Annotated in this window: 25 protein-coding genes; all 25 read right to left on the bottom strand. The window is 36.8% G+C overall.

Going from position 1 to position 23,723, the window contains the following annotated elements; translation table 11 throughout:
• Positions 1-164: 164 nt before the first annotated feature.
• The gene (locus tag JK139_RS11465; RefSeq protein WP_074419432.1) at positions 165-860 is read right to left on the bottom strand and encodes a M48 family metallopeptidase; all 696 of its coding nucleotides are present in this window, start codon (positions 858-860) and stop codon (positions 165-167) included.
• On the bottom strand, positions 860-4,087 hold the full coding sequence (locus tag JK139_RS15770; protein WP_074419861.1) for a type I restriction endonuclease subunit R: 3,228 nt from the start codon (positions 4,085-4,087) through the stop codon (positions 860-862). Before JK139_RS15770 ends, JK139_RS11465 begins: the two co-directional genes overlap by 1 nt.
• 241 nt (positions 4,088-4,328) lie before the next feature.
• On the bottom strand, positions 4,329-5,408 hold the full coding sequence (locus JK139_RS11455) for a Fic family protein (RefSeq protein ID WP_074419133.1): 1,080 nt from the start codon (positions 5,406-5,408) through the stop codon (positions 4,329-4,331).
• Positions 5,409-5,434: 26 nt separating this feature from the next.
• Complete coding sequence (locus tag JK139_RS11450) at positions 5,435-5,968, bottom strand: transposase (protein ID WP_218331317.1); 534 nt, start codon at positions 5,966-5,968, stop codon at positions 5,435-5,437.
• A 3-nt stretch (positions 5,969-5,971) separates the two neighbouring features.
• Entirely contained in the window at positions 5,972-6,211 is a 240-nt protein-coding gene (locus JK139_RS11445; RefSeq protein ID WP_074419132.1) for a DUF2188 domain-containing protein, read from the bottom strand.
• 11 nt (positions 6,212-6,222) lie between these two features.
• The gene (locus JK139_RS11440; RefSeq protein ID WP_074419131.1) at positions 6,223-6,642 is read right to left on the bottom strand and encodes a GxxExxY protein; all 420 of its coding nucleotides are present in this window, start codon (positions 6,640-6,642) and stop codon (positions 6,223-6,225) included.
• Between the two features lie 8 nt (positions 6,643-6,650).
• Positions 6,651-7,955 (bottom strand): restriction endonuclease subunit S, encoded by a 1,305-nt coding sequence (locus tag JK139_RS11435; RefSeq protein ID WP_074419130.1) that lies wholly within the window; start codon positions 7,953-7,955, stop codon positions 6,651-6,653.
• Positions 7,952-8,812 carry a DNA damage-inducible protein D gene (dinD, locus tag JK139_RS11430; protein ID WP_074419129.1) on the bottom strand — a complete coding sequence of 287 codons (861 nt, stop codon included), beginning with the start codon at positions 8,810-8,812 and terminating at the stop codon, positions 7,952-7,954. The genes JK139_RS11435 and dinD overlap by 4 nt, the downstream gene beginning before the upstream one ends.
• A gap of 2 nt (positions 8,813-8,814) precedes the next feature.
• Positions 8,815-10,371 (bottom strand): type I restriction-modification system subunit M, encoded by a 1,557-nt coding sequence (locus JK139_RS11425; RefSeq protein WP_074419128.1) that lies wholly within the window; start codon positions 10,369-10,371, stop codon positions 8,815-8,817.
• Positions 10,372-10,390: 19 nt separating this feature from the next.
• Complete coding sequence (locus tag JK139_RS11420; protein ID WP_074419127.1) at positions 10,391-10,774, bottom strand: four helix bundle protein; 384 nt, start codon at positions 10,772-10,774, stop codon at positions 10,391-10,393.
• Positions 10,775-10,795: 21 nt separating this feature from the next.
• Positions 10,796-11,356, bottom strand: coding sequence for a restriction endonuclease subunit S (locus tag JK139_RS11415; RefSeq protein ID WP_074419126.1), 561 nt, complete (start codon positions 11,354-11,356; stop codon positions 10,796-10,798).
• Between the two features lie 923 nt (positions 11,357-12,279).
• Positions 12,280-12,801 carry a hypothetical protein gene (locus JK139_RS11410; protein ID WP_074419125.1) on the bottom strand — a complete coding sequence of 174 codons (522 nt, stop codon included), beginning with the start codon at positions 12,799-12,801 and terminating at the stop codon, positions 12,280-12,282.
• Positions 12,802-12,903: 102 nt separating this feature from the next.
• Entirely contained in the window at positions 12,904-14,079 is a 1,176-nt protein-coding gene (locus tag JK139_RS11405) for a S41 family peptidase (protein ID WP_179853189.1), read from the bottom strand.
• 13 nt (positions 14,080-14,092) lie between these two features.
• Positions 14,093-14,827, bottom strand: a complete 735-nt coding sequence (locus JK139_RS11400) for an outer membrane beta-barrel protein (protein WP_074419123.1) — start codon at positions 14,825-14,827, stop codon at positions 14,093-14,095.
• Complete coding sequence (locus JK139_RS11395; RefSeq protein WP_074419122.1) at positions 14,799-15,320, bottom strand: hypothetical protein; 522 nt, start codon at positions 15,318-15,320, stop codon at positions 14,799-14,801. Before JK139_RS11395 ends, JK139_RS11400 begins: the two co-directional genes overlap by 29 nt.
• 23 nt (positions 15,321-15,343) lie before the next feature.
• Positions 15,344-15,694, bottom strand: a complete 351-nt coding sequence (locus tag JK139_RS11390) for a hypothetical protein (protein WP_074419121.1) — start codon at positions 15,692-15,694, stop codon at positions 15,344-15,346.
• 11 nt (positions 15,695-15,705) lie between these two features.
• Entirely contained in the window at positions 15,706-17,238 is a 1,533-nt protein-coding gene (locus JK139_RS11385) for a hypothetical protein (protein ID WP_074419120.1), read from the bottom strand.
• 722 nt (positions 17,239-17,960) lie between these two features.
• Positions 17,961-18,299, bottom strand: coding sequence for a hypothetical protein (locus JK139_RS11380; protein ID WP_074419119.1), 339 nt, complete (start codon positions 18,297-18,299; stop codon positions 17,961-17,963).
• A 21-nt stretch (positions 18,300-18,320) separates the two neighbouring features.
• The gene (locus tag JK139_RS11375; protein WP_143439102.1) at positions 18,321-18,746 is read right to left on the bottom strand and encodes a hypothetical protein; all 426 of its coding nucleotides are present in this window, start codon (positions 18,744-18,746) and stop codon (positions 18,321-18,323) included.
• Between the two features lie 93 nt (positions 18,747-18,839).
• Positions 18,840-19,628 (bottom strand): hypothetical protein, encoded by a 789-nt coding sequence (locus tag JK139_RS11370; protein ID WP_074419117.1) that lies wholly within the window; start codon positions 19,626-19,628, stop codon positions 18,840-18,842.
• A gap of 206 nt (positions 19,629-19,834) precedes the next feature.
• Entirely contained in the window at positions 19,835-20,605 is a 771-nt protein-coding gene (locus tag JK139_RS11365; protein WP_074419116.1) for a hypothetical protein, read from the bottom strand.
• Between the two features lie 10 nt (positions 20,606-20,615).
• Complete coding sequence (locus JK139_RS11360) at positions 20,616-20,810, bottom strand: hypothetical protein (RefSeq protein WP_074419115.1); 195 nt, start codon at positions 20,808-20,810, stop codon at positions 20,616-20,618.
• A 20-nt stretch (positions 20,811-20,830) separates the two neighbouring features.
• Complete coding sequence (locus tag JK139_RS11355; RefSeq protein ID WP_074417601.1) at positions 20,831-21,577, bottom strand: PmeII family type II restriction endonuclease; 747 nt, start codon at positions 21,575-21,577, stop codon at positions 20,831-20,833.
• Positions 21,537-22,415: a DNA-methyltransferase gene (locus JK139_RS11350; RefSeq protein WP_074417600.1), complete on the bottom strand. Its 879-nt coding sequence runs from the start codon at positions 22,413-22,415 to the stop codon at positions 21,537-21,539. Before JK139_RS11350 ends, JK139_RS11355 begins: the two co-directional genes overlap by 41 nt.
• 289 nt (positions 22,416-22,704) lie before the next feature.
• On the bottom strand, positions 22,705-23,712 hold the full coding sequence (locus JK139_RS11345) for a dienelactone hydrolase family protein (RefSeq protein ID WP_074419114.1): 1,008 nt from the start codon (positions 23,710-23,712) through the stop codon (positions 22,705-22,707).
• Positions 23,713-23,723: the final 11 nt, after the last annotated feature.

Below are 23,723 nucleotides of genomic sequence, written 5' to 3'. Positions count from 1 at the left end.
GTTTTTGTTTCGGCTGAGGGTGGCGAAAAAATAAAACACCGAAGGGAGGGAAGAAAAAAATGAATTTCTTTTTGGGCTGGTGAAAAGCACACTCTTTTGCAAGCTTTGGTTTGTGCTTGGGCATGTGCGGCTTGCAAATGTGTGTGCTTTTGTGCGTAGGCTTCTCATGCTAGTAATTTTTCTAATTTCATTTTCCACTTTTCCCAGTCTTTCATTTCCTTAGTCTGTAAATCTATAAATTTCTGTGTATGGTCGTGATGTATTAAGTGACAAAGTTCATGTATAATCACATATTCAATACAGCCTTTGGGTGCCTTTATCAATTCAGGATTTAAAATGATTTTTCCTTTTGGTGTGCAACTGCCCCAACGTGTCGGCATGTCACGCAAGACAATTGAACTTGGTTCAACTTTGTGTTTTTTGAATTTGTCAATCAGTGGTTCAGCAATTGCATGGAACTTTGTCCGTGCATGTTGTAAATACCAATTGTCTAATAAGTCCTTTGCTCTTGATTTTTCACTCGCTGTTACTTCAATGAATTTGCCTTTTAGTTTTACAGATTCCTCCTTAGCAATTATAATTTGCAAGCGGTATTGTCTGCCTAAATACAAATGTGTTTCACCGCTTATATATTTTCTTTTCGGTGTTTTTGGTTGAAAGGAAAGAAAGAAGCTTTGTTGTTTAATAATCCAAGGTGCTTTTTTTCTGATTTTCTCTTTCACTTTTTCAATGGTTGTGTCTGTTGGTGCTTTTACCAACACTTCCATTTCAGGTGTTACAGTAATACCAAGGGATTTTCTGTCTGAATACTCCAAACGAAAATCTATTGTTCTGCTTCCAAATTGTATAGCTGCTATCATCATTTGTAACGGATTTTAGCTACTTCAATACAATCTTCTGCAATCTTGTCCATGTCTTTAAATGACAAGTCAACGTTGTATTTGTCTCGTACTTCATCAATCAGATAGTCGCCAATTTCAATCAGCAATTTTCCTGTAATGTTTGTTTTGAATTGCCAGTCAATAATGGGTTTTCCGCTGTCTAAAACAGAATCTTGAATCAGGTCGTCAATTTGTAAAGCCGTTTGTGTTGCGACCTCTTTGCGAACTATATTGTCTTGAATTTTGTCAGAAAGTGCTTCAACTGTCAACCCATAAAAAGCTTTGGCTACATCTCTGTTCTTCAATTGCTCCGGTATATCATTGTCGGTATGAGCCAAAACACTGTTCATAATATCTTGAACTCTGCTCAGGTATTGTGCTTCACTGATTCTCTTGGCTTCATAGTCGGCAATCGTTTCTTTTAGCATTTGCGAAAACTTCTTGTAAAAAGCAGGGTCTTCATCCATTTTCTCCGTAATGTGCTTCGCTGTTCTGCTCGCAATCTTATCTGCTTTGGCTGCTTTGCCAGTGGTGTTTTCTACTTCTTGCTGAAATTTATCCTTATCGAAAATGTTTATCAGTTCAGTGATGGTTTCAATTTTTTCTGTAGTGATGTGTGTGTCAATCAGTTTTTGAATTTGTCCTTCGTATTGTTTGTAGTCAATTTCATCGCTGTATCGTTCAACTACAGCCAATCGTAACTTCAAAAACATAGCTAAATCTTCTTTGTAACGATTGATAACCTTTTCCTCTACTTCCTTATGAAATTGGATAGAGGACAATGCCAGTTTCAAACTCTTGGCAAAGGTTGCTAGTTTATCGTAAAACAAAACCCGTATCGCTTCATCTTTCAATAATTGCTGATAGGCTTCTGCATCTCTTTTGTTGGCTATGGTTTTAAAAATATCCCAAAGGTCTGAATGTTTTTGCGGAAGCTTTTTAATTTCCTCCGAAATATTGGTGAGTGTTCCTGCTAAATCTTCTTCATCAAAATCTTCAAATGAAGAGTACATCTGCAAAGCATCATCCAGATTTTCAATCACACCATAGTAGTCAATGATGTAACCAAATTCCTTGTCAGGATAAATACGGTTTACCCTTGCAATGGCTTGTAATAACTTATGCCCTTGTAAATTTCTAGTGAGATATAAAACGGTGTTTTTAGGTTCATCAAAGCCAGTAAGCAATTTGTCAACTACGATGATGATTTCCGGGTCTTTTTGATTCTTGAAACGGCTGATGATGTTTTTCTCATAGCTTTTTGAATTGCCATGTTCGTCCATCATTTTTTTCCAAAACTGATTTTCCTTTTCAGTTGACTTCTCATAAGCACTTTCTTCACCCTCTCGTTCATCAATAGATGAAATCAACACTTCGCTACTTACAATACCTATTTCATCCAAATATTCTTTGTACTTGATGGCATTCACTTTTTTATCACAAACTAATTGCCCTTTGAATGGTGTTTTTCCTTGCCAATTGTCTCGAAAATGATAGCTGATATCCCAAGCAATCATTCGCATTTTTTGCTCGGCTGAGTTTAGGTGGTCGTAACGAGCAAACTTTTTCTTGATATCTGCTTTTTGATATTCGGTTAATGGCTCTGACACCATCCCGAAGAAAGTGTCTATCGGACTGGCATTTACATCCTGCAAAGCCAATCGTCCTTCATAGAGCAAAGGAACAACTGCTTTGTCTTTAACTGCCTGGTCAACAGTGTAAGCATCAATTACGCCACCAAATTTGGCTGCTGTGCTTTTGTCCTTTTTGAATAGCGGTGTTCCAGTCATGGCAATAAAACATGCATTGGGCAATGTTTTCTGCATGTCCACATTAAAAGTCCCGTGCTGTGTTCGGTGACCTTCATCTATCAGAACAAAGATGTCATGGCTTTCTAATGGTTGATTGATTTTCTTTACTGCAGCCACAAACTTGTTGATGATAGTCGTAACCACTGCATCGCTTTTGCTTTCCAGTAATTCCACTAATCGCTGTCCAGTAGTAGCGTTTTCTACAAACTTGCCACACTTCCTGAACGTGCTCGTAATTTGGTTATCTAAATCGGTTCTATCTGTTACCAATACTATTTTTGGATTGCGTATGCTGGGTTCCATGGCAATGGCTTGTGCCAACATTACCATGGTCAACGATTTTCCACTTCCTTGTGTATGCCAGATTACGCCTCCTTTTCGTTTTCCGTTCTCCACATTTCTGATGCGTTGCATAGATTTTTTAATGGCGAAAAACTGCTGATATCGGGCAACTTTCTTTTCTCCATTGTCAAACAAAACGTAATTGAAAACAATATCCATCAATCGTTCAGGACGACACAATCCATACAAATAATTGTCCTGTTCGGTGGGCAGAATTTCTTCTTGCTCTATTGCATCAAAGTACTGGCGAACATATTTGAAGCGGTCTGAAAACAATTGTTCTTTTATTGAAACTGGTAGTGGCTTATTTTTGAGTTCATGTAATTTGTTTTTATAGTTGCGTTCTTCTTCATCATTGCTAAATTTCTCCTGCCACTTTGCCCAGAACTTTTCGGGTGTGGCGTTAGTAGCATAAGCCGCTTCTTGTGTGGCAATACTCAAAGTGAATTGCGAATACACATACAGGCTTCTGATTCCATCTTCTTGTTGATTACGCAAATGCTGACTGATAGCCTGTTTCAAGGGTTCTTTCATGTCAGGTCGTTTGCATTCAATTATGCAAAGCGGAATGCCATTTACAAACAATACCAAATCGGGGCGGTAATGCTCTTTACTAGTGCTTCGCATTACACTGAATTCTTCTGTTACGTGAAATACATTGTTGCTGATGTTTTTCCAGTCAATGTATTGAAGGGTGAAACTCTTTTTGTCGCCATCTACACTTTGTTCCAATGCCTGACCTAAGGTGAGCAGGTTGTAAACCTTTTCACTGGCTGCTATGTAACCCTCGTTCATGGGCAGATTCTTCAAAGCCAATATGCCCCGTTCTATATTCTCGTCTGTGAAAATGCTGGTTTTGGTAGCACTTACTCGTATGCTGTTTATTTCCTTCAATTGCCTTCGCAGTACATCTTCCAGCAATACATTGGTAGTTTTTCCACCTCTTAACCTTTCCGCTTCTGCCGGACTTAAATAGGTATAACCCAAATTCACCAGCATTTGCATTGCCGGAATCTGGCTGATATGGTCTTCTTTAAAACTTGGAGTGTCCACTTTATGAGTTATGAATGATGAATGATGAGTTATGAACCGTATTTATGTATAGAAAAGAGCGGTTTTCTTTACATGTTGGGTTTGTCATGTATAGGTTTTGGGCATTTTCTATACACGATACCTTGCTCATGGATAATTTTTCCCTGTTTTTGCCCTTGAATCGATTTTCATAGGTAGAAAATCGAATATTTTACCTATGACAAGCCCTTCATGGGTAAATTCTACTGGTACTTGCCAATGACTATAATTTGCTGACATTTTGTAAAAGGTTGTATAAATCGGAATTAATGTAATAGTTATCCTTCCAAATCTTTTGTTTGCTTACTATGCCAAGCTTATCCAATTCATCAAGGTATTTGGCGGCAGTTTTGCGGCTTACACCAGTTTCTTCCATCACAAAGTCAATCTTGGTGTAGGGGTGCCGGAATAAGTTGTTCAACAAATCCTGACTATAAATTTTAGGGAGCTCCGTCCTTATTCTATCCTTATGGCTTTGCATTAGCTTCTTAATCCCTTCAATGATTTTAATGGTTTGTAAGGAAGTCTGCTCCACACCATCCAGGATATACAGTACCCATTCTTCCCAGGCATTTTCGGTACGGACTTTTTGTAGCAGACGGTAATAGTCGCCTTTGTTTTGGTTAATGTAGCGGCTTAAATACAGGATGGGCAAATTCAGCATGCCTTCTTTTACCAGATATAGGATATTGATAATCCTGCCCGTTCTTCCGTTGCCGTCATAAAAAGGGTGGATGCTCTCAAACTGATGGTGGATAATGGCCATTTTTACCAGCGGGTCCCAATCACTGAGTTCACTAACATTCATAAACTGCTCCAGGTTGTTCATGTGGGCCACCACTTCATCGTGGGTTTGAGGCGGGGTGTACACCACTTCCCCGGTTTGTTCGTTTTTAAGTTCCGTTCCCGGAACTTTGCGAAAACCAGCCCGGTTTTCTTCTATGGTTGCCTGTATTTCTATGATGTGGTTGTTCGACAAAAATCCCTGTTGCCTCACGGTTTGAAATCCCCATCTTAATGCCTCTGCATAGTTGTGTACTTCCTTACTAGCAAGGGTTTTAAAATTCTTTGCCATAAAATCCGACTGAAACAATTCATCATTCGTGGTGATGATGTTCTCAATGGCCGAACTGTCTTTGGCTTCCTGCAAGGAAAGGGTACTGATAAGAATACTTTCATTCGGAATGCTCATGGCAGCCCCTTTCATCTCGGCCAAGGCACTGCGGGCAGCAGCCGTTTTTTTTAGGATGGCTTTGGTTTCTATATCGAAATCCAAAGGGAGTTGTGGTATTTTATATGCCATAATTATGTTCTTATCATTGATATAATTTATCGTTCTCCCAATTTTTCGGGTTGTTGATGATGTATGTGGCAATTCGATGATGGATGATGGGATTGTTCATCACGAATGATGTGTTCCCAATAATTGCGTTGCCATATTGTATCCATGATACCATTTTCACGAAACCATTTTGTAACGCCAATTTTATACCCCCCAACAATGGACCCAATGGTTTTTGACGGTGACCGTAGGGGCGAAAAATATTTCGCCCCATTTTCATTCGCCCTGGTTTCGGGCGAATAATTATTCGCCCCTACCAATTCGATGATACCGTGAACGTGATTGGGCATTACAATGTATTCATGTAAAATGACATTGGGAAAATGATTTGGAATTTGTAACCAACATTCATGGGCGTTGCATCCCGCATCATTCCATACCATTTCCCCGTTTTCAATTTCCCCGAACAAACACAACCTGTCCTGTACACATATGGTAATAAAATACAATCCCGCCTGTGAATAATCGTAACCTTTCAGGCGAATGGATTTGCGGTGGTGTATGTTTGGGTTGTATGGCATAATCTATCTCTTTTTATCCTTTGGTGGATTGGGATCATTCCCATAACTGTTTGGATTCTGAATCTTTCCATCCTTTCCGTGTGGTATCAATTCAGATTTTTCCTGTTTCGCCTTTTCCCGGCTCCAGTCCATGGCTTCCTTTTTGGTCTCAAAATGTTTGAAAGCTCTCTTTGCATTTTCTCGTTTTGAGTCCCAACCGCCTTTTTCGGCATTGGGAACTATATGTCTTTCTTTGCGCGGCATAATTGTCTGAACTATGATTTATTTGATTCGTGTGATTGCTGTGATTTATATTTCTTATTGGTAAGCCTTTTGAAATTCAGGCTTGTTTCACCGAAGTTTATCAGTAAACCAATTTCCAGATTATAGGCTTCCAAATAGTTGATGGCTTGGGCAAAATGGACATCTTCTAATTTAGAAATGGCTTTCAGTTCTACGGAAATAACGCCATCCACCAGGAAATCAACTCTACGGGTTCCTATTTGCTCTTCTCTGTAAAATATGGGCATTTCAAATTCTCTATTGAAAGCTATACCTGCCAAACGCATTTCAATTTCTAATGAACGTTGGTAAATCACCTCTTGAAATCCATTTCCTAAAGTTTTGTGCACAGTCATGGCACAGCCAATAATTTTGGAAGTGAGTTCGCTGTATTTGTATTGCTCATTAATCATTGTCTGAACTATGATTTTCTTGATTCGTTTGATTGCTGTGATTTTATATTCTTAGCATCCGAATCATGGCCATCATAAAAATCAGATGAATCATAGTTCAGACGTTTTTTCCCCGTCAACAATACCTGCATCAAGCCCTTCTTCTGCTCCCGCAACTTCTCTGCTTTAGCTTTGAGCAGGCTGATTTCTTTATCTGCCGCTTGCAGCACCTGGGCAATGGCGGTTTGTTCTTCGATGGATGGGTAAGGTATTTTTACAGTGCAGAAATCATCGTAACTGATTTGTTTGCCATCACGTATTCCAATAACAGCAATAGCCAGATGCCCAATAAAATCATAGCTCTTGAAATACTGCTTGTAGAATTCTTCATTAATAGGCTTTTTCGGTTTTAGAACCGTATAAGCCGGACTTACTAAACCTCTGTAATATGAATATTCCAAACCACCTTGAAATGAACGCAAGCTGATAACAAAATCTCCAACTTCAACTAATTTGAAACCTTCTGTACCTGTTGTTGGCATAGTTACTCTACCTTCCAACATTGTTCTTGGAATCATCCCTCTGTCTTGTGTGGCTGATAGCAATTCTTCATCAGCAAATCCTTTCTTTGTTACACTTTTGAAAACTTCACCTGCACCCAATTTTTTCCACTCCCCCTTAAACCCCCTCAACCTTTTCTTTCCCGTAAGCAATTGCTGCATGAGCCATTTTTTGCGGAGTTCTTTTTGGGCAATGAGTTTTTCGGTGGTGTGGATGGCTTTATCCCAGGTGCTTAGGCAAGCGGCTATGGCTTTTTGTTCGGGGAGGGGAGGGAGGGGGATTTTGATTTTGGATAAATCACTCGAATAAATGTGTACAACAGAGTTTCCTTGCCCTAAGACTCGCTTTTGCCTCTTAACAAAATCTGTTTCCAAAGCATAAGATAGACACTCTGGATTGATATTTTTGTTTGTTGAAAGAATAATTACATCGCCTCCTGCATACGCTTTATACGTACCAACATAAGCGACAGCTTTTCCAATCTCTTCAACTGTTTCACCCGAACCTGCAAATAGAATATCACCTTTTTTAATTTCTTTACTTTCAATAGCTACGTCTTCGGAAATGAAAGATTTGAAATCCTTAATAATAAAATCGTGGGTTGTATAAATTTCTCCATAGCGAATACATGGCAATCCTTCAGGAATAACCTGCTCCTTCAATATGCCTTTTCCTTTTGAAAACTTTCCCAAGTCGCCCAAACGAAAAATATTCCATCCTTCTGGAATTTCAGTATTGTAAAACGCTTTGGTATTTTTTGTTGCTGCCATCATTTTTTCTTTTTGGGTGATTTTAATGGCTTGGGTTCTTTGGCTTTTTCCAATTTTTTAATGCTATCGGCTACCGGTAAATCCTCGGGCATGGTGCCCCCAATTTCTTCAATGGTTTTGCGTACTTTTTTCCCGATTTCATAGTGGGTTTTATTGGCTTGTTGCTTGCCTTTGATGTTGTCTCGTCTTAGTTTTTCTTCGGTTTGTGTAGCACGGAACAAGTTAGCTGCCAATTCGGTACTCCCCATGTGGTCGAGAATGTTTTGGCTCTTTTTCAAGCCTTTGTTTTTATGGATACCTTTGGCGTCCAATCCACCATATAAACCCATATAGCCATGGTTTTGAAAAATGGCATAATCCAATGGCTCAATTACACCGGCATCTTTGGCAGCATCGGCCAATTGAATGTTGTGGCGTTTCATTTCTTCCCGCAAAAACAATCGTTTTTCATCTTCCGATGCTAAACGGTTGTATTCCTCCATCTGCCTTATTTCCTGCAAGCGGGTCTGAATAGCAAAATAGGTTTGCCCTTGAGCTACCACCTCTTTGCTTGGGTCAGCATTTTGCACAATGAGGTAACACGCATAACGAGATAGTTTTACACCGTCTTCCATGGGGCGTTTGGCTCCCGAGCCTATATCAACCATTTCGAGGAAGTCCTCGAAATGGTCTTCGATGCATTGTTCACTATTAACACAAGCCTCTTTGGCTTTTTCAATTACAGGTTTAAAATGGCGGTATTCAGAGTACTCCAATATCTTACCCAATTGTCTTGCAGACCACCACTCGTTGCCATCATTGTCAATTTGTTTGATTTGCTCAAACACCGTTTTATGTTGATTTGATAATTCGTTTGCCATAGTTAGTTCATTAATTGTTTTAGATAGACCTCAATCTCATTCTGCACTTTCACCAGTTCGCCTTCCAGTTGCTCAATCTCCATTTGCACGGCAGCAATATCTACTTCGGCTTCTTCTTCAAAGGTGTCTACATAGCGGGGTATGTTCAGGTTGTAGTCGTTTTCCTGTATTTCCTCAGGAGTGGCAACATAGCTATACTTATCTTCCACCACACCGGGCTGTAATTTGCCCGCAGCAAAATTCCGGTAGGTTGTTACAATGTGTTCAATATCGCTTGCCCGCAGCTTGTTTTGGTTTTTGGCACTTTCATATTGCTTGCTGGCATCAATAAACAAAACATTGGTGCTATTTTTTTGCTTGTTAAACACCAAAATGGCTGCCGGTATGCCCGTGCCGAAAAACAGGTTGGCAGGTAAGCCAATCACCGCTTCCAACAAATTTTCTTCAATGGTTTTCTGCCTTATTTTTCCTTCGCTGCTGCCACGGAACAATACACCATGCGGCACTACTACACCTGCTTTTCCGTGTTCGTTCAGTGTTTCTATCATGTGGCTGATAAATGCCCAGTCGCCTTTGCTTTTGGGAGGCACGCCCCTCCAAAAACGGTTGTACTTATCGCTTTCCGGGTCATAGCTCACAGTGGTTTTTTCTCCATCCTTATCTTCTACCTTGCCCCATTTGTCCAATGAGAAAGGCGGGTTGGCTACTACGGTATCAAACTTCATCAGCGCATCGCCCTCTTTCAGTTTAGGATTGCGGATGGTATCGCCCCAGCGAATGGTAGCATTATCAAAGCCATGCAAAAACATATTCATCACCGCCAATGCCCAAGTGCTGCCGTTGGCTTCTTGTCCGTAAAGTGAAAAATTATCTGAGCCCACTTCTTCACCTGCTTTAATCAGAAGAGAGGCAGAACCACAGGTAGGGTCGCATATACGTGAGCCGGGTTTACTTTTGGTGAGTTTGGCAATGAGTGTAGAAACTTCTTTTGGTGTAAAAAATTCACCTGCTTTTTTCCCGGCATCACTGGCAAAGTTTTCAATCAGGAACATGTAAGCACCACCAATAATGTCGTTCCCGTCTAAATGCGAAGGACGCAAATCCAGTTTGTCAGATTTAAAATCAATCAGCAAGGTTTTCAAGCGGGTGTTTTTATCCTTAGGCTCACCCAGCTTGCTGCTGTTAAAGTCTATGTTTTGGAAAATTCCTGCACCATCTTCGCTGTACAGTTTTTCACGGTTGGCTTCTTCCAAATCCGTCAATGCAATATTGATGAGTTCTCCAATATTGGCTTCATTACGGTGGTCGTATAAATACTTGAAATGACTGTGTTCAGGTACAATAAAACGTTCATGTTGCATGGCACGTTTGGCACGTTCTATATCACCGTTGTACTTTTTCAGGTAGCCTTCCATTTTATCGTCATGCACATCGCTGAGATATTTCAGGAACAGCATGGTAAGCACATAGTCTTTGTAAACGCTTGGGTCGATGCTACCTCTAAAGGTGTCGCAAGCTTTCCAAACTGCATCGTTGATGTCTTTTTGAGAAATTTTCATTGGAATGATGAGTTATGAGTTATGAATGATGAATATTTTGTTTCGTTGTTAGAATAGAGCTACGGAGCATCTTTAAAAGCTCGTTGGCGTCCTTATGAATGGTTGTGAATTCTTCTTCTGGAAGAAGTCCAGATTGATGAAGCAATTCAAGCCAGTAAAGTGTTTCGTCACATTCCTTTTGTGCAATGGAAAATTTATGTATGAAATCAGCTTTACTCTGTGCGTTTTGTGCTTCCCGAACATTGGCTCCAATGGAAGTTCCTGAACGTAACAGTTGCTTACTTATTACATATTCCTTCTTTTGTTCAGAAAGGAACTGAAATAGATTTACAATTTTCAGGGCAAACTGAAACGACTTGTCTTTTAAAGGATTCGGTTTTATATTTGTGTCTCTTTCGTTCATAATTCATTTATTTATCATTCATCATTGCGAAGCTGCCACCAGCAGCATCGCCTGAATTTGTTTTTCTCTTAGTGTTTCAATTTTCTGCTTCAAAGACTTTTCCTTGTTGCGGAGTTTGGTGATTTGCAGAATCGTCTTTTGGGTTTCAATGCTTGGTATGGTTATTTCCAGATTCTCTAAAACCTGTTTTGAAATAGAAGGAATGGAAGTTCCGATAGCTTGCCCTTTTAAAAGGGTTTGTGTGGTATGGTTATTTAGAAACCAAGCCAAATACTGGGGCAGCACTTTGTTGTCAGTTGGTCTGATAACAAAAAATGAAGTGGAAGCCACAGAAGGTTCGTTGTGGTTTTCAAAAACGGCTGCAAAGTTTTTAGTTCCCTTGGCAGCAAAAAGCACATCACCGTCTTTCAGCAAATGCTTTTCAGAAATCCCCTCAGCCAGCAAATCGGGGTGAAGAACCGAATGCAATTGCCCAAATTCGTCAAAATGCTTGGATTGTAAATACACCACTTCACCAATGCTAGAAGGCCTTGCAAAGAGTCCGGTTTGGATGTTTGTGATATCTTTTATCAGCTTTTTCAAATTTATACCTTTGTAATGATTCTACAAAAGTAGGCAAAGTTTCCTAACTTCCAAATATTTTATAGAAATAATTTTAAGTAGCGTGTCTACAAAATGAGATTATGTGGTCTGTACTGTCTTAGAGCGTGGGGAAAAAGTGGCTCTTTTCGCTTCGCTGAAGGGTTGGCTTACCGGTAGGGCAAAGCCAAATGTGCCACTTGTGCGGTGGCAATAAAATTGAATTAAAAAAAATGTGCGGTGGGGAAAATAAAAAATACAGAAGGGTCGGCAATGAGTGTCGGCTTACTCGCTGTCCGTTTGAAATATGGTCTGTATGTTGGTCACCTGTTGTCAAAATGGTTTGTCCTTGTATTAATGTTCAATTTTTAGTCGTCTGTTTCGTTGTTGCGCTGTCGTCATACGCTTGCAGGTAACGAGCAGGGCTTTGCGAAGGTTGGGCAATAGAAATCCCACTGCTTGCTTGGCCACTACAGACTCGATTAGCTAAAGCCAAATTACAGAAGCTTGGCCAAAAATCCTACAGCCGATGGGCCAAATACTTCAGCCCAACTTTTGCCAACACAATGTTGTAGGTAGCCCTTATAATAATTTACACTTTTAAATATTCTAAGTCATACAATATTTGTTCAAAGAAAAGAGTAACAAGGCAGGCTCTTTTGCAAGGGTTGCCTTTGCGGGTGGCTTTCGTGTGCCCTGTAAATGTGCCTGACTTGGTGCGGATGCCTTATTAATAAATGCGAATAAAAATTTTGTCTTTGCAGAAACTAATTATATAATCGCCATCTGTAGCATTTGTCAATGCGGACAACAATTTTGAAAAAGCGGGTGATAATTTTGTATTATCTGCCTGCAAAATGTGTCTATTGCCTAACAATTATGGCAAATAGCTCTACTGTGTCTTTAAAACCATGTGTCATTTTACTTTAGTTTTTTCCTCTTTTAAACTCTATTCCTTTTACTTGTGCAAATTGAGGGCTTGTTGCACCGAATAATGATTTTACATAACCTTTTACGTTCAAAGCTGTGTCTACCAAGCCTGTTGTATCGGCATAAAGAACATTGTCTCTGGTGAGACGGCTGTTACTCCAATCGGTATGGGTGTTAATTACGCTTATATTGTCGGCTTTAAGTTGTGTCAGTAAAGTTTGTAAAGCCGTCACTTTAAGTTCTTCTTCATTGGGATTGTATTCGGTATGAGAACTTACCAATTCAATCAATCCGTTAAAATGTTCTACCAATGTCAGTAGCATTGTCGAAGGCAGTTTCTTTGGTTTTGCAATCAGCAAGGGCTGATTTGGCTGTGGTAAGCTGGGATTGTGCAAATTGGCGATTTTTAAACTGTCTCTCGACGGATTGTAAGCTGCACCATAACCGATGCAAAATGAAATTAAAGTTTCAAAGTTGGCTACGTTTTTAGCGTGCCCTGTTTCTGCTGTACTTGGCATAATTCTGAATTTTGATGATTAAAAAAAGATTGTAAAAAAATTCAAAAGGGATATTATGCAAATGCTGATGTAAATGTAAAACATTTTTTGAGCAATTAAAAGCTACTTAAATAAAGTAATTGCCTTTTCAAGTTGAAGGTCAATGTTATTTTGTAATGCAGAAAGGTTAAAAGGTACAAACACATCAGGTGAGAACCCTGTTCCTTCATAAATCTTTCCATCTATATATTTAAACTTTGCCAATGATGTTTGTACGTTCATGAAATTGGGAACAGTAAAACTTCCGTCATTATAAACATTATTGTCACTTATGATTGGACCCGTAGCTCCAAATGTAGTTTCGCCTACAAAAGTTGAATTGGACATTGCTTTAATAGCCATTACAACTGCTTCAGATAAAGATGCTGAAACATTATCTGCTAAAATTATAATAGGAACTATTAGAGATTTTGAATTAGCTTGAGGATTAACATATGATGGAATCCATGCCGAATAATCTAATTTTCCATTCCCAATTTTATATTGTGTGTACCCAAATAATAAAGGTTTATCAATAAACCTACCCGCTAAAAAATTCAAATCACTTAAATCACCACCATAATTACTTCTCACATCAATTATTAAACCTTTAATATTAATGGGAAAATTATTTAGAGTATTAAAAAATGAATTTAAAACAGGTTGTATTTTATTTGCTGTTGTTGAATTATAAGCCTTTGATAAAGAAAAATCATTGCAAGAAAAATATAAGATTGAATTATTTATCGTACCGTATAAAACAGCCAATGGCTGACCAGCAAAAGAAAAATTATAATCAATGCCTAACTGAAAATTAGCATCTAAGTAATTAGTATCTACACTATAAAAAGAATAGGGATTATGAAAGGTTTGGCTCATCTTTTTTCTATCATAAGCAGGATATGCAAACGAATCAATAATACTGTTTTGAGTAAATGAAATATAATAATGAGCATCAATTAAAGTGCTTGTCATTTCTTTAAAATAAGAAACACTTTTTTTAATATCGGCAACATTATTCAAATCTAATTTTGCAAATAAAGGTTTGTATTTTTTATAAATATTATCCCAGTTGGTTGTATCAACATCCCAATAAACATAATTAACATTCATCTTGTTCCAATATTGCTCAAATACATCACTGAAAGTTTTTGGGGTGGTATCGGCAAAAGGTGGAGAGATTTTTTTGCACGAAATATTACAAATAAGTGAGCAAGAAACTAAAAATGCGAACCAATATTTTAAAAATGATAATGACATTACTTTGAAAGTATTACACATGCAAATGAAACATACAGCCTATTGAAATAAAGATGGTTTGATTGTATTGCATAGTTTGATTAATACTATATTTTTTTTGCTGTGAAGTTAGGGACTGATAATATATTGCATTGATAACTAAGGAATATTTTTGATTAAACTGATATGATGATGATAAACCTGCCGATGCTCCAAACTCAAAACGATTATCTTTTTCTTGATTGAATTGATAATTTTGTGAGTAACCTGTATAAGTTAAATAATGCGTAATCTGTCCTAATGTGTTTATGCTATCGTAGCTGTTAAAAACATTAGGGAGTACACCTTTTATTTTTCCAAATGCCCAATATGAAGCATACAAACCTACATCGGCAAAAATTTGCCATTTACTTTTTTGAAATATTTTATATTGAAAAATGAACGGCCACTGCAAATAAATATTGTTATACCTTGTATAAATACCTGCATAATTACCTGTGCGAATAAATGAATAATCTTTATTCAAAAAATCAATTTCTGTTTGAAAATTTATTTTATTACTGCACTTGTAATTTAACGGGAAACTTATACCCCAACTATTGCCGTTTTTATTTTGAGTATAAGAACGATTAGAAATGTTGGTGTTTAAATGGTTGTTAGAATAAGCTGCCGATAAGCCTGTACTAAATTGTGAAATACCTTTATAATAGAGGCTCAACAAAGAGAATGCAAATATTATTCTACAATTTTTGTGTAATAAATATTTCATGTGAATTAAGTGCTTCCAATAAAAAACATTGATATTTTGTTTTGGGAAACTTGTAATCTTTTAAAGTTAAAATATACCAAATACCATATTTTTTTGTCTTTCTCACTTTTATTTTTTTTACCATCACACTATCACCTTTGTGTATATAGCCTAATAATTTATCATGTTCTCTTGAGACTGAAGCATCATAAGGATAATTATTTTTGTAGCTTTCTAATTCGGCATCTCTGAATAACCACAAAGACCAGTTAAACGGGCTTTTAAAACTTATATGATTATACCATCCATATAAAGTATCCGAACCTTTGCCGATATACAGTATTGAACCTACTGTAATAATTTTATTCTTGCTTAAAATAATAGTATCATTATTCTTAGAGACATAGCAATTTTTTATAGAGTCATTATTAGACAAAATATTACTTTGAGCATAGGAAAAAATAGCTCCTATGCTCAAAATAAATGAAAGAATGCACTTTTTACTTATACTCATTTGAAAGCGAATTTACAGATTTACTAATTCTTAAAATGCAAAATGAGTGCAACAGGATTAGTGCCGTCGTTTACCATTACTTTCGCAACATTATAATAATCTAAATATAATAAATTAAAAGTTTGTAATTGGTCTTGAATTGAAATAAATCCATTTGAAAAGGACCATGTTGTACCTGAAGTGGGTGAAATATTTGTTGGAAATCCTCCATTATCTGTCCATGCAATTATTCTATTTATATTATTATTCTTAATGACTTTTTGTAATTCTATTGTTATTTCGTCGGCAGAGGTTTGTTGTACAATAGTTTGCTTTGTACATGAAAAAGAAAGAAATAATAAAAATAAGATGAATAAGAATTTAATTTGTTTCATACAAGTATATTTTAATTATTTACGAGATTAGCCAAAAAAGTTTTTACAATGGTTGATGGAGGAGCTCCATTATTTGGCACAACATTAAATTTAATTCTTATAGCTACATTCGTGTTAATCGGCTGCACCCTCGCAACAATATAAGTTGTACCGACCTGAGAACCAGTTATTGCTGTATGAGTGCCAATCGTTTCTTCTTGTCCCCCAATTAAAGGTTGATATGGGAATGTAGATAAATCAGGGTCCAAAAGAACAACTTCGGTTGTTAAATTTGTAATTGCAGCACCTGTTGATGAGGAATTTATAACCGCAGAATTCCACAAATAGTTTAATGAAGCCGCATTTATTGTATATAGATTTTCGTATTGATAATAAATACCCCCATCTTTTGTTATCTGCGTTTTTGTTGTATGAACATTAACCGTTGGTTTTGCTGCCAAGTTAAATACACCCATTGGTTGATTATAACCAGGAATGTAACCACTAGCAGACTGACTATTTGAAATACCAGGAATACCTATACCTAAACCAGGATCCGGTATAAAAGCTCCACTTTGAGTTGAATTACCAGTTAATTGAATTTTTGTATTCATTGTTAAATTTACTTCTTGTGTATTAGAACTACTTCCACCAAATATTCCATTGAAAATATTTTTCACGACACCAGATAATCCGCTTTGCAATCCGTCTTGAATTGACTTGAATATGTTACCAGGCAATCCTAATGTATTTTGTGTATAATTCGTTTTATCACCTCCAGCATTGTTGCTAAAGATAGTCAACCCTGTTGCCTCTAATACTCCTTGTGTGAGGAGCCCTGATATATCAAAGCTAGGAGTAGGTGTTGATATCGTACCATTAATTGTTCCTTGTTGTGTGCCTCCTAGAGATATACTTGATACACTTGTCCACTTCAAAGTCCAATTTAATCCTAATTGCTGGTATGTGCTTGTTGCAATATTAGGGTCATAGGCAATTTCATATTGAGATGCATACCATGTGCCCGTAGCCAATTGAGTAGGCTCGATTTTTGAGATTGAAGTTTGATTTTTTGTTACATCAACTACATCTTGCCCTATATAATTTAGCATAGAAGAAGAAATGGAGTTGGGTGCTAAATTCAGACCACTTGTTAAATAATCAGATGCAACGAAACCATTATCCGTTACATAAACATAAATCCGTAACAATCCTCTATACTGATTATACAATGCAAACCAAGGATTGGCAGGTAAAGAAGTTGTATTAAAAACATTATATACTAATGTCCAACCATCACTACTTTTATAATCATACCAAATATCAGGAGAAAATCCTTTTACTGAACCATTTGCCCAAGGCACTAAAATAGTTGTACCAAAAGGCGTTGGCATATAATCAGCTGTTTCCCAATTTAATGGGAAGGGATGTATTCCGTCACTTCCATTAGCAGAAATAGAAGAATTAAAATCTTTTTTGCAACTTGTAAAAAAGAAGATAAAAATTAGTAATCCAATTGAGAGAACATTGCTACTGCTTGCAATTAGTGTGTTGATTTTTTTCATAAATCATGAATTTTAAAAGTTAAAGATATTGTTTAATTAGTTGAGTAAAGTTGCGTTTGCAACTCTTTATAAGGTTAGCATTTGAATGTTGCTATGTGTGCCTTGTAAAGTGTTGCAAACATATTGAGAATTTGTTTTAAAGTTCATAAGTAATCATTTAGTTTGTTTATTGCATTTAATATTATTACGCTAACATTTTTTGAACATGTCTTTTAGGGTTACCTACAACGTTCGGGCATTGGCGATGTGGCGGAATTTGAAAACTGTCAGTCGGGAACAAAAGCAGAATAGAAATACGAAAGATTAATATACAAACCACAGCCCAATAGGATGTCGTCTGTTGTAACTACAGATGATAGATAACTACAGCCGAGCCATTGTGTTATCGTCCGCCGACATATAGCCAAGCCTTTTGTTGGCAGAATTATTCTGATTCAATGAGGATGAATAAGAAACATTAATCCTCATTTAAGATATTCAGATTAATTATTTGTCTTGTCTATTTTTTTTAAGTATAATATAAATAAATGACAGAGCACACAATGGAATAAAAAAGAAAAAAAAGATATCAAATGGCCTTGAACTATTTTTAAATAATTTATTATAAACAATTGTCAAAAAAAATGTAATTATAAATAAAACTAAAAATATCTTCTTTTTATTTTTTATTGAATGAATAAGTTTGTTCATGTTATTATAATATTTTAAGTTGTAAATTAATTTTACCACCAGCTAAATAAACAGCCCATGACTTGCCCTGCTAAGTTGCCTAAGGAAGCTCCTGATGAACCAAGTACACCACCAGCTAATGCACCACCTGGTCCAAGGGCGGCTCCATCAATTGCACCACTAATTGCACCTCCCACATCTGCAGCACCAAGTTGTCCAAGACCTATACGACAACCAGCACTGTTTACGCTTACCGAAAATGTATTAAAATTATGGATATTGGTAGTTCTGTCTAAATTTTCTGATTTTAAAATAGATTGCCACTTTTCAGCATTAGCTTTCCAATAAGTAAATGAGCTTATAGCTATCGAAACTGAAATGCCAACAGTCATTTTTTCATTAGTATTTTTTAACTACAATGCGCTTGTTTTTAATTTTTTTAAATCGTAAAAGAAATCAGTAGCGTCTATATTATTATAATTTATAAGTAAACTCTTTAATTTTTCTAAAATTTCATTTCCTTCTATTGAATATTTTGATTTATTAAAACTTATTTCAATAGGCATATAATTAAAACCATTTGTATATAAATTCATATTTGAATTGATACCTTTTTTATAAAAGAATTCTGAAGATTTAATTTTAATGAATTGCTTCAATTTAATAGTATCTTCAAGACTTTGTTTTTGGGAAACAATTGCTGTTAATAAATAATCTTGGTAGTCATTATGCCACTTTCCAACACTATCTAAAATACTAGAAAATGATTTTCCTGAAAGTCCAAATTGAGAAAATTCATTACCAGCAATCTGATATTTAGGACTACTAGGTTCCGTCAAGCCGGAACTGAAGCTGAGCAGCGAACGGGGCGATGACGAACGTAGTTTGTCGAGCCCCAATGGCACAAATGCACTTGTTAGCTGTAGCTTTTGTTATTCCATAAGTGTTGCTTGAAGGCCAAAGTGAAATTCCATTAGTGCTTTTTCACTATCATGCCAGGGGAATTCTTTTATGTCATACCATCCACACTTGCCTGTTTTTGGAATCAAAGGAATATGTATTCCTCTGCATAGAACAGGAAAAATATTGTCCAATGGAATATATCCAATTAATAGCATGAGTTTTCCGAATTGAAATGCAATTTTATAAGACTTGTCTTTTAATCTTTCCCCTAATACCGATAAGGAATCTGAGTTTCCATTTAATATCCAAGTGGGTGATTGAATCCAATAAAAGGGTCTTGTCCCATGATGTTGTTGAGCAAATGAAAAAACTCCACTTGGCAAACTGCCTGCAGTTGTCATTGTATATTTATAATGGTCAGATGGGATGTTTTTTAAATAATTCGATGCTGAGTTTAAGGTTAATGCAGTTTTTGCTGTGCATCTACCAATTATTTGTCGTTCGGTATCGTTGAGGTCTACGACAACTCGATCACCTGCGATTAGAGATTTTAGAATAGGTATTGCTTCTTGTTCTAGACGGCTCATCCAACCGTTGTTACACTTCTCACAAATTTGTCCCGCTAAAAGATTGTCAAGAGTGTGATGTCTTGTTGAATTAGTGTGACCTTGACTTGAAAAGTGTGTTGGCTGTATTGCCTCTTCTCTTATCTCTAAAAAATCTAATAGCCATTGTGGGATGATATGTTCCCTGCTACGGTTTTCTTTAGTTAATTGATTGTCGCAAAAAACACAAAGCTTTAGTTTGTTTGTCGCCATAAAGTTACAGCTAACGTTTAGGCATTGGCGATGTGGCTGAAATAGCGTTCTGTCAAGCTGGGAACTGGTGCTGAACAAAGATAAGGTGTTGATGTTTTATTCTGTTGCTAGGCGATATTCGTCGAGCCCGAACAGAAGTTGAATAGCGAACTGCTGTTGATGTTTACAACGTCAAGCAGCCATATTGCCAAACCTTTTGTTGGCTGTCAGGGCTTTATTCCGAACTGTCCAAAAATAAAATTAGTCCCTTTATCCTCTGGAATAATTATTACATTAAGTTCGTTGTTTGGCTTAATAGTTTCAGCAGTTACATAATGTGGCAATACAGTTTCCGATTTGTTAAGATAAAAGAAATAAAAATATCCATTTATCATGAAAGAATACGTTTGTAATTCATCGGTCGTCGCTATTTGTCTTGGTTGTGCTATTAGTTGTTTAGGCAAGTTTAAATTATTGGAATAAGATAAAATGAAAATAGGGTATTTTGATACATCGCCTCCATCTTTGGTTAAAATCATTTTCCGTATTTCTTCTTCATGAATTGGGTCTAACTTGATTTCACTAAAAAAAGGTCTTGTCGAAATACTTGCTCGCCAAAGTATTGATAAAAGAAACAGTTTGTATTTATGGTAGTTTAGTCGCTCACATTTAATAAACCCAATTCCATGCTGGCTAATACACTTTTGAAATGTCGGGCATTCACTTGCTAAAAGTTGTCCTCCATACATTGCACGACTTGCATAATCTTCATAGTAGTGACCTAAAAGAGCATTATCACATTCGTCGCACAGTAACCCACCTTCGTATTCTCCGTCTGAAGGTTTTTTAATTTCCCAATTTTCAACAGTCCCCTGTCTAAACGGTTGTAGAACAAGTTTATGGTTTTCGTCAAACATTCCCTTGTACATAAAGTCAGGAATGATATGCGATTTTTTTATTAATACTTTGGGAAGTCCGCAGAGTTTACAAATTTTCATACTGGTCGCTTTAGCCTTGCAGCCAACGTTCAGGGATTGGCGAAGAACTGGTATTTGAAATTCGTCCAGCCCGAACCGCTGCTAAATTTATAATTAAAAGTTCATTGTTATTGATGCCGCCAAATTTATAGAGTCCAGCCGATAACTGCTGCTGAATAGAGAACATACAGTTGAAGTTGCGCTCCGTCAGCCAGTTTTTTGCCAAACCTTTTGTTGCACGCCGTTTTATTTTTTCGGAGCAAAGGTCGCTGAATTAAAGCGTACAAGTTTATCCCAATCTATTGAACCGTTGTCCATGCAAAAAGTGTCCGCAAATTCCTTTGTAAATTTGTTTATCATTTGCGAATATGATTGGATGAAGTCGTCATTCCGTTCTTTAGCTTGATGACCTAATGGCTCAATGATTTTTGTGTAAAGGTCTGTGTCGCCTGATACAAACTCCCAAAATTTTTGACCACAATATTTGAAATAGTCGCCTTTATCTGGATTGTTGTCCCTGCCGTAACAGCAACCGTTTACTGCTGTAATGTTCAGTTGTGAATTACTTGTACGAAGTGTTTTCTGTGCAGTTTTGAAGTCTGCCCGCATTTTGCCTATTTGTGAACTGTTGCCCCAATTTGGGCCGGATTTTATTGTTACAATGTAGCGAATGCCATCTTTATCAAACTCTAAGTCTATGCCGGGAATGCCAGACTTGCGACCATCATATACTTTACCATTGATAAAAATCGCAAGTCCTTCAAGCCAATCACCGAAAATTGTTTCTTCCTGTGATGAAATAAAAGCATCGGTCAAACTTTTTATAATATCCTGCGCCGTGAGAATGTATTTTGCTTTGAAGAGATAAGGATTTTTCTTTCCCAAGACCTTCTTCAACTTCAAATCATTCAGTCCGGCAATTCTTTTTTGGTGAAAGGTTCCAATGTTTTCTTCAACGTACTGCGTAACGTCTTTTAGATTTAGCTGTTTCATATTTTACTGTCGGCTCTAATAAATATAATTCCACTGGCTTAACTTGTTCTTTAACCATGTCATAGTATTCAGGAACGATGTCAATACCAATTGAGTGTCGTTTCATTCTGTTTGCAACCAATACCGTTGTTCCTGAACCCATAAATGGGTCAAGAACTGTATCTTTTTCTTTTGTAAACAGTTTCATAAACCATTCAGGAAGTTCTTCAGGAAAAGCAGCACTATGATTTTTATTGCTGCACTCAGTCGCTAAATGTAAAACGTTTGTTGGAAACGCTTTTTCTCTTGTCAACCAGTTTGAAATGTTTTTACCGAAACCGCTACCAACTTTTGAGTTGTCTCTTATTTTATCTGTGTCGCTTAGATTTTTAAGCCTTGATTTAGCCCAATCGCCCATTGGAACCATTACTTCTTCTTGATACATTTTGAACTTCTTATCCTTGTTAAATTGAAGAAGCCTTTCCCATGCGTCACGAAAACGATTAGGCCATTTGCCAGGGTAACAGTTCTTTTTGTGCCAAATAAATTCCTCTGTCCATAGCCAACCTTGTTTACGCATTTCAAGAATTAATTCTATTACATAGGTGCTGCGTTCACCTTCAACAACCTTTTCTTTTATATTCAGGATAAAAGTTCCAGTCGGTTTTAAAACCCTAAGAAGTTCCTTTGTTATTGGAAGAAACCATTCAACGTATTTGTCAGGATGGATGCCGCCATATGTTCCTTTACGCTGGTCTGCGTATGGGGGAGATGTCACGATGAGATCAACAGAGTTGTCAGGAAGTTTTTTGAGCATCGTTTTGCTGTCGCCTAAGAATAAATCTGTTCTTATCTCCATAATATTGTCCTGTTTGTACAAATATAAAGCCTTTGTCCCCGAATGCCAAAAATCTTAGTATTTTTAGGGTGTCACGAAAAATGGCGTGCAACGTTCGAGTATTTGCGAAGGCAGGGAATTCATTGATTGTCCAGCCCGGTACAGATGCTCATTTGAAAATATGTTGTTGAAGTTATGAACTAAAGCTGAATATTGAACGTCGAGCCCGAACCACAGTTGATGTTTGCACATAGCTGATGTTACATTGTCCAGCCCTGCTTTTGCAAATACTTTTGTTGTGCGTTCGTATTTATTGTCGCATTAACCACTGTCGCCAATCGTCAGCAACTTTGTCCCAATTAAAAAGGTCAAAATTAGTTTCACCATTAGCTTTTAATGGGAAGAAATTATGTTCTACTCCAATGTATGCCTTAAAGTTGAAATTTGTCTTTTTCTGCTCTATCATTTTTACTCTGAAATAATCATTAAATGGAGAACTGTAATCTTTCGTTCCATAAGTAATAAGCACTGGTATTTTTAATTTTTCTAAATAAGTCAGTGGCGGTGGAATAGAAAACTGATAAGTTGCTTTATAGGCGTCACCTTGTGAAGCTTGCATATTTGTTGGGTCATCTATAATATTTTTCCAATTGTCAAACACTTGCTCACCATATTTTGTTGTGTCATTTTCAAAAGCTCTTTGTTGTTCTACTATAGTTACAATGCGTCCAAATGGATTGCCACCTGAATAAATGAGTTGAGTTACTTTCGGAAAACTATAAGCAATTTTAGCGGCAATTGTACTTCCTTCTGAATGCCCGGCAACAACTAATTTATTATTTGAAATCCAAGATTGGCTTTGAAGAAATTTAATTACAGCGATGTCTCGGTCAACATAATAATCAAGTAAGTTGCGTTCAATATACTTTTTTGGAAATTTACCCATACTGTCTTTATAGGTTAAATCAGTATTTAAAGATTTTTGGTCAGCAATTAATGGAACATAAGGTTTGCTGATTACAGCTAAATGATATTCATTAGCTAAACTGTCTGGATTGAAAACAAATACAGGATAAATTCCTTTTTTGCCATTATCGTCATACTTTATTATCAGGGGAATAGGCAAACTGCCCTGACAAAAAAGAAATAAAGGTTTTCTTTTTTGTTCTTCACCTTTTTTGGACTTAATCAAAATGTCAACGGTGTCGTCTCTATAAACTGTCTGCAAATGCCTAATGCCGTAATCTTCGAGTCGTTCATTTTGTCCATATGAAATGGCAGTAAAAAGTAAGGCTGCTATGACTATAAGGTTCTTCATAATATTCTGAC

The sequence above is a fragment of the Hydrotalea lipotrueae genome, assembly GCF_019249625.1.
Lineage (GTDB): Bacteria > Bacteroidota > Bacteroidia > Chitinophagales > Chitinophagaceae > Hydrotalea > Hydrotalea flava.
The sequence above is the reverse complement of the archived record's forward strand: the minus strand, read 5'-3'. Positions and strand labels throughout refer to the sequence as shown.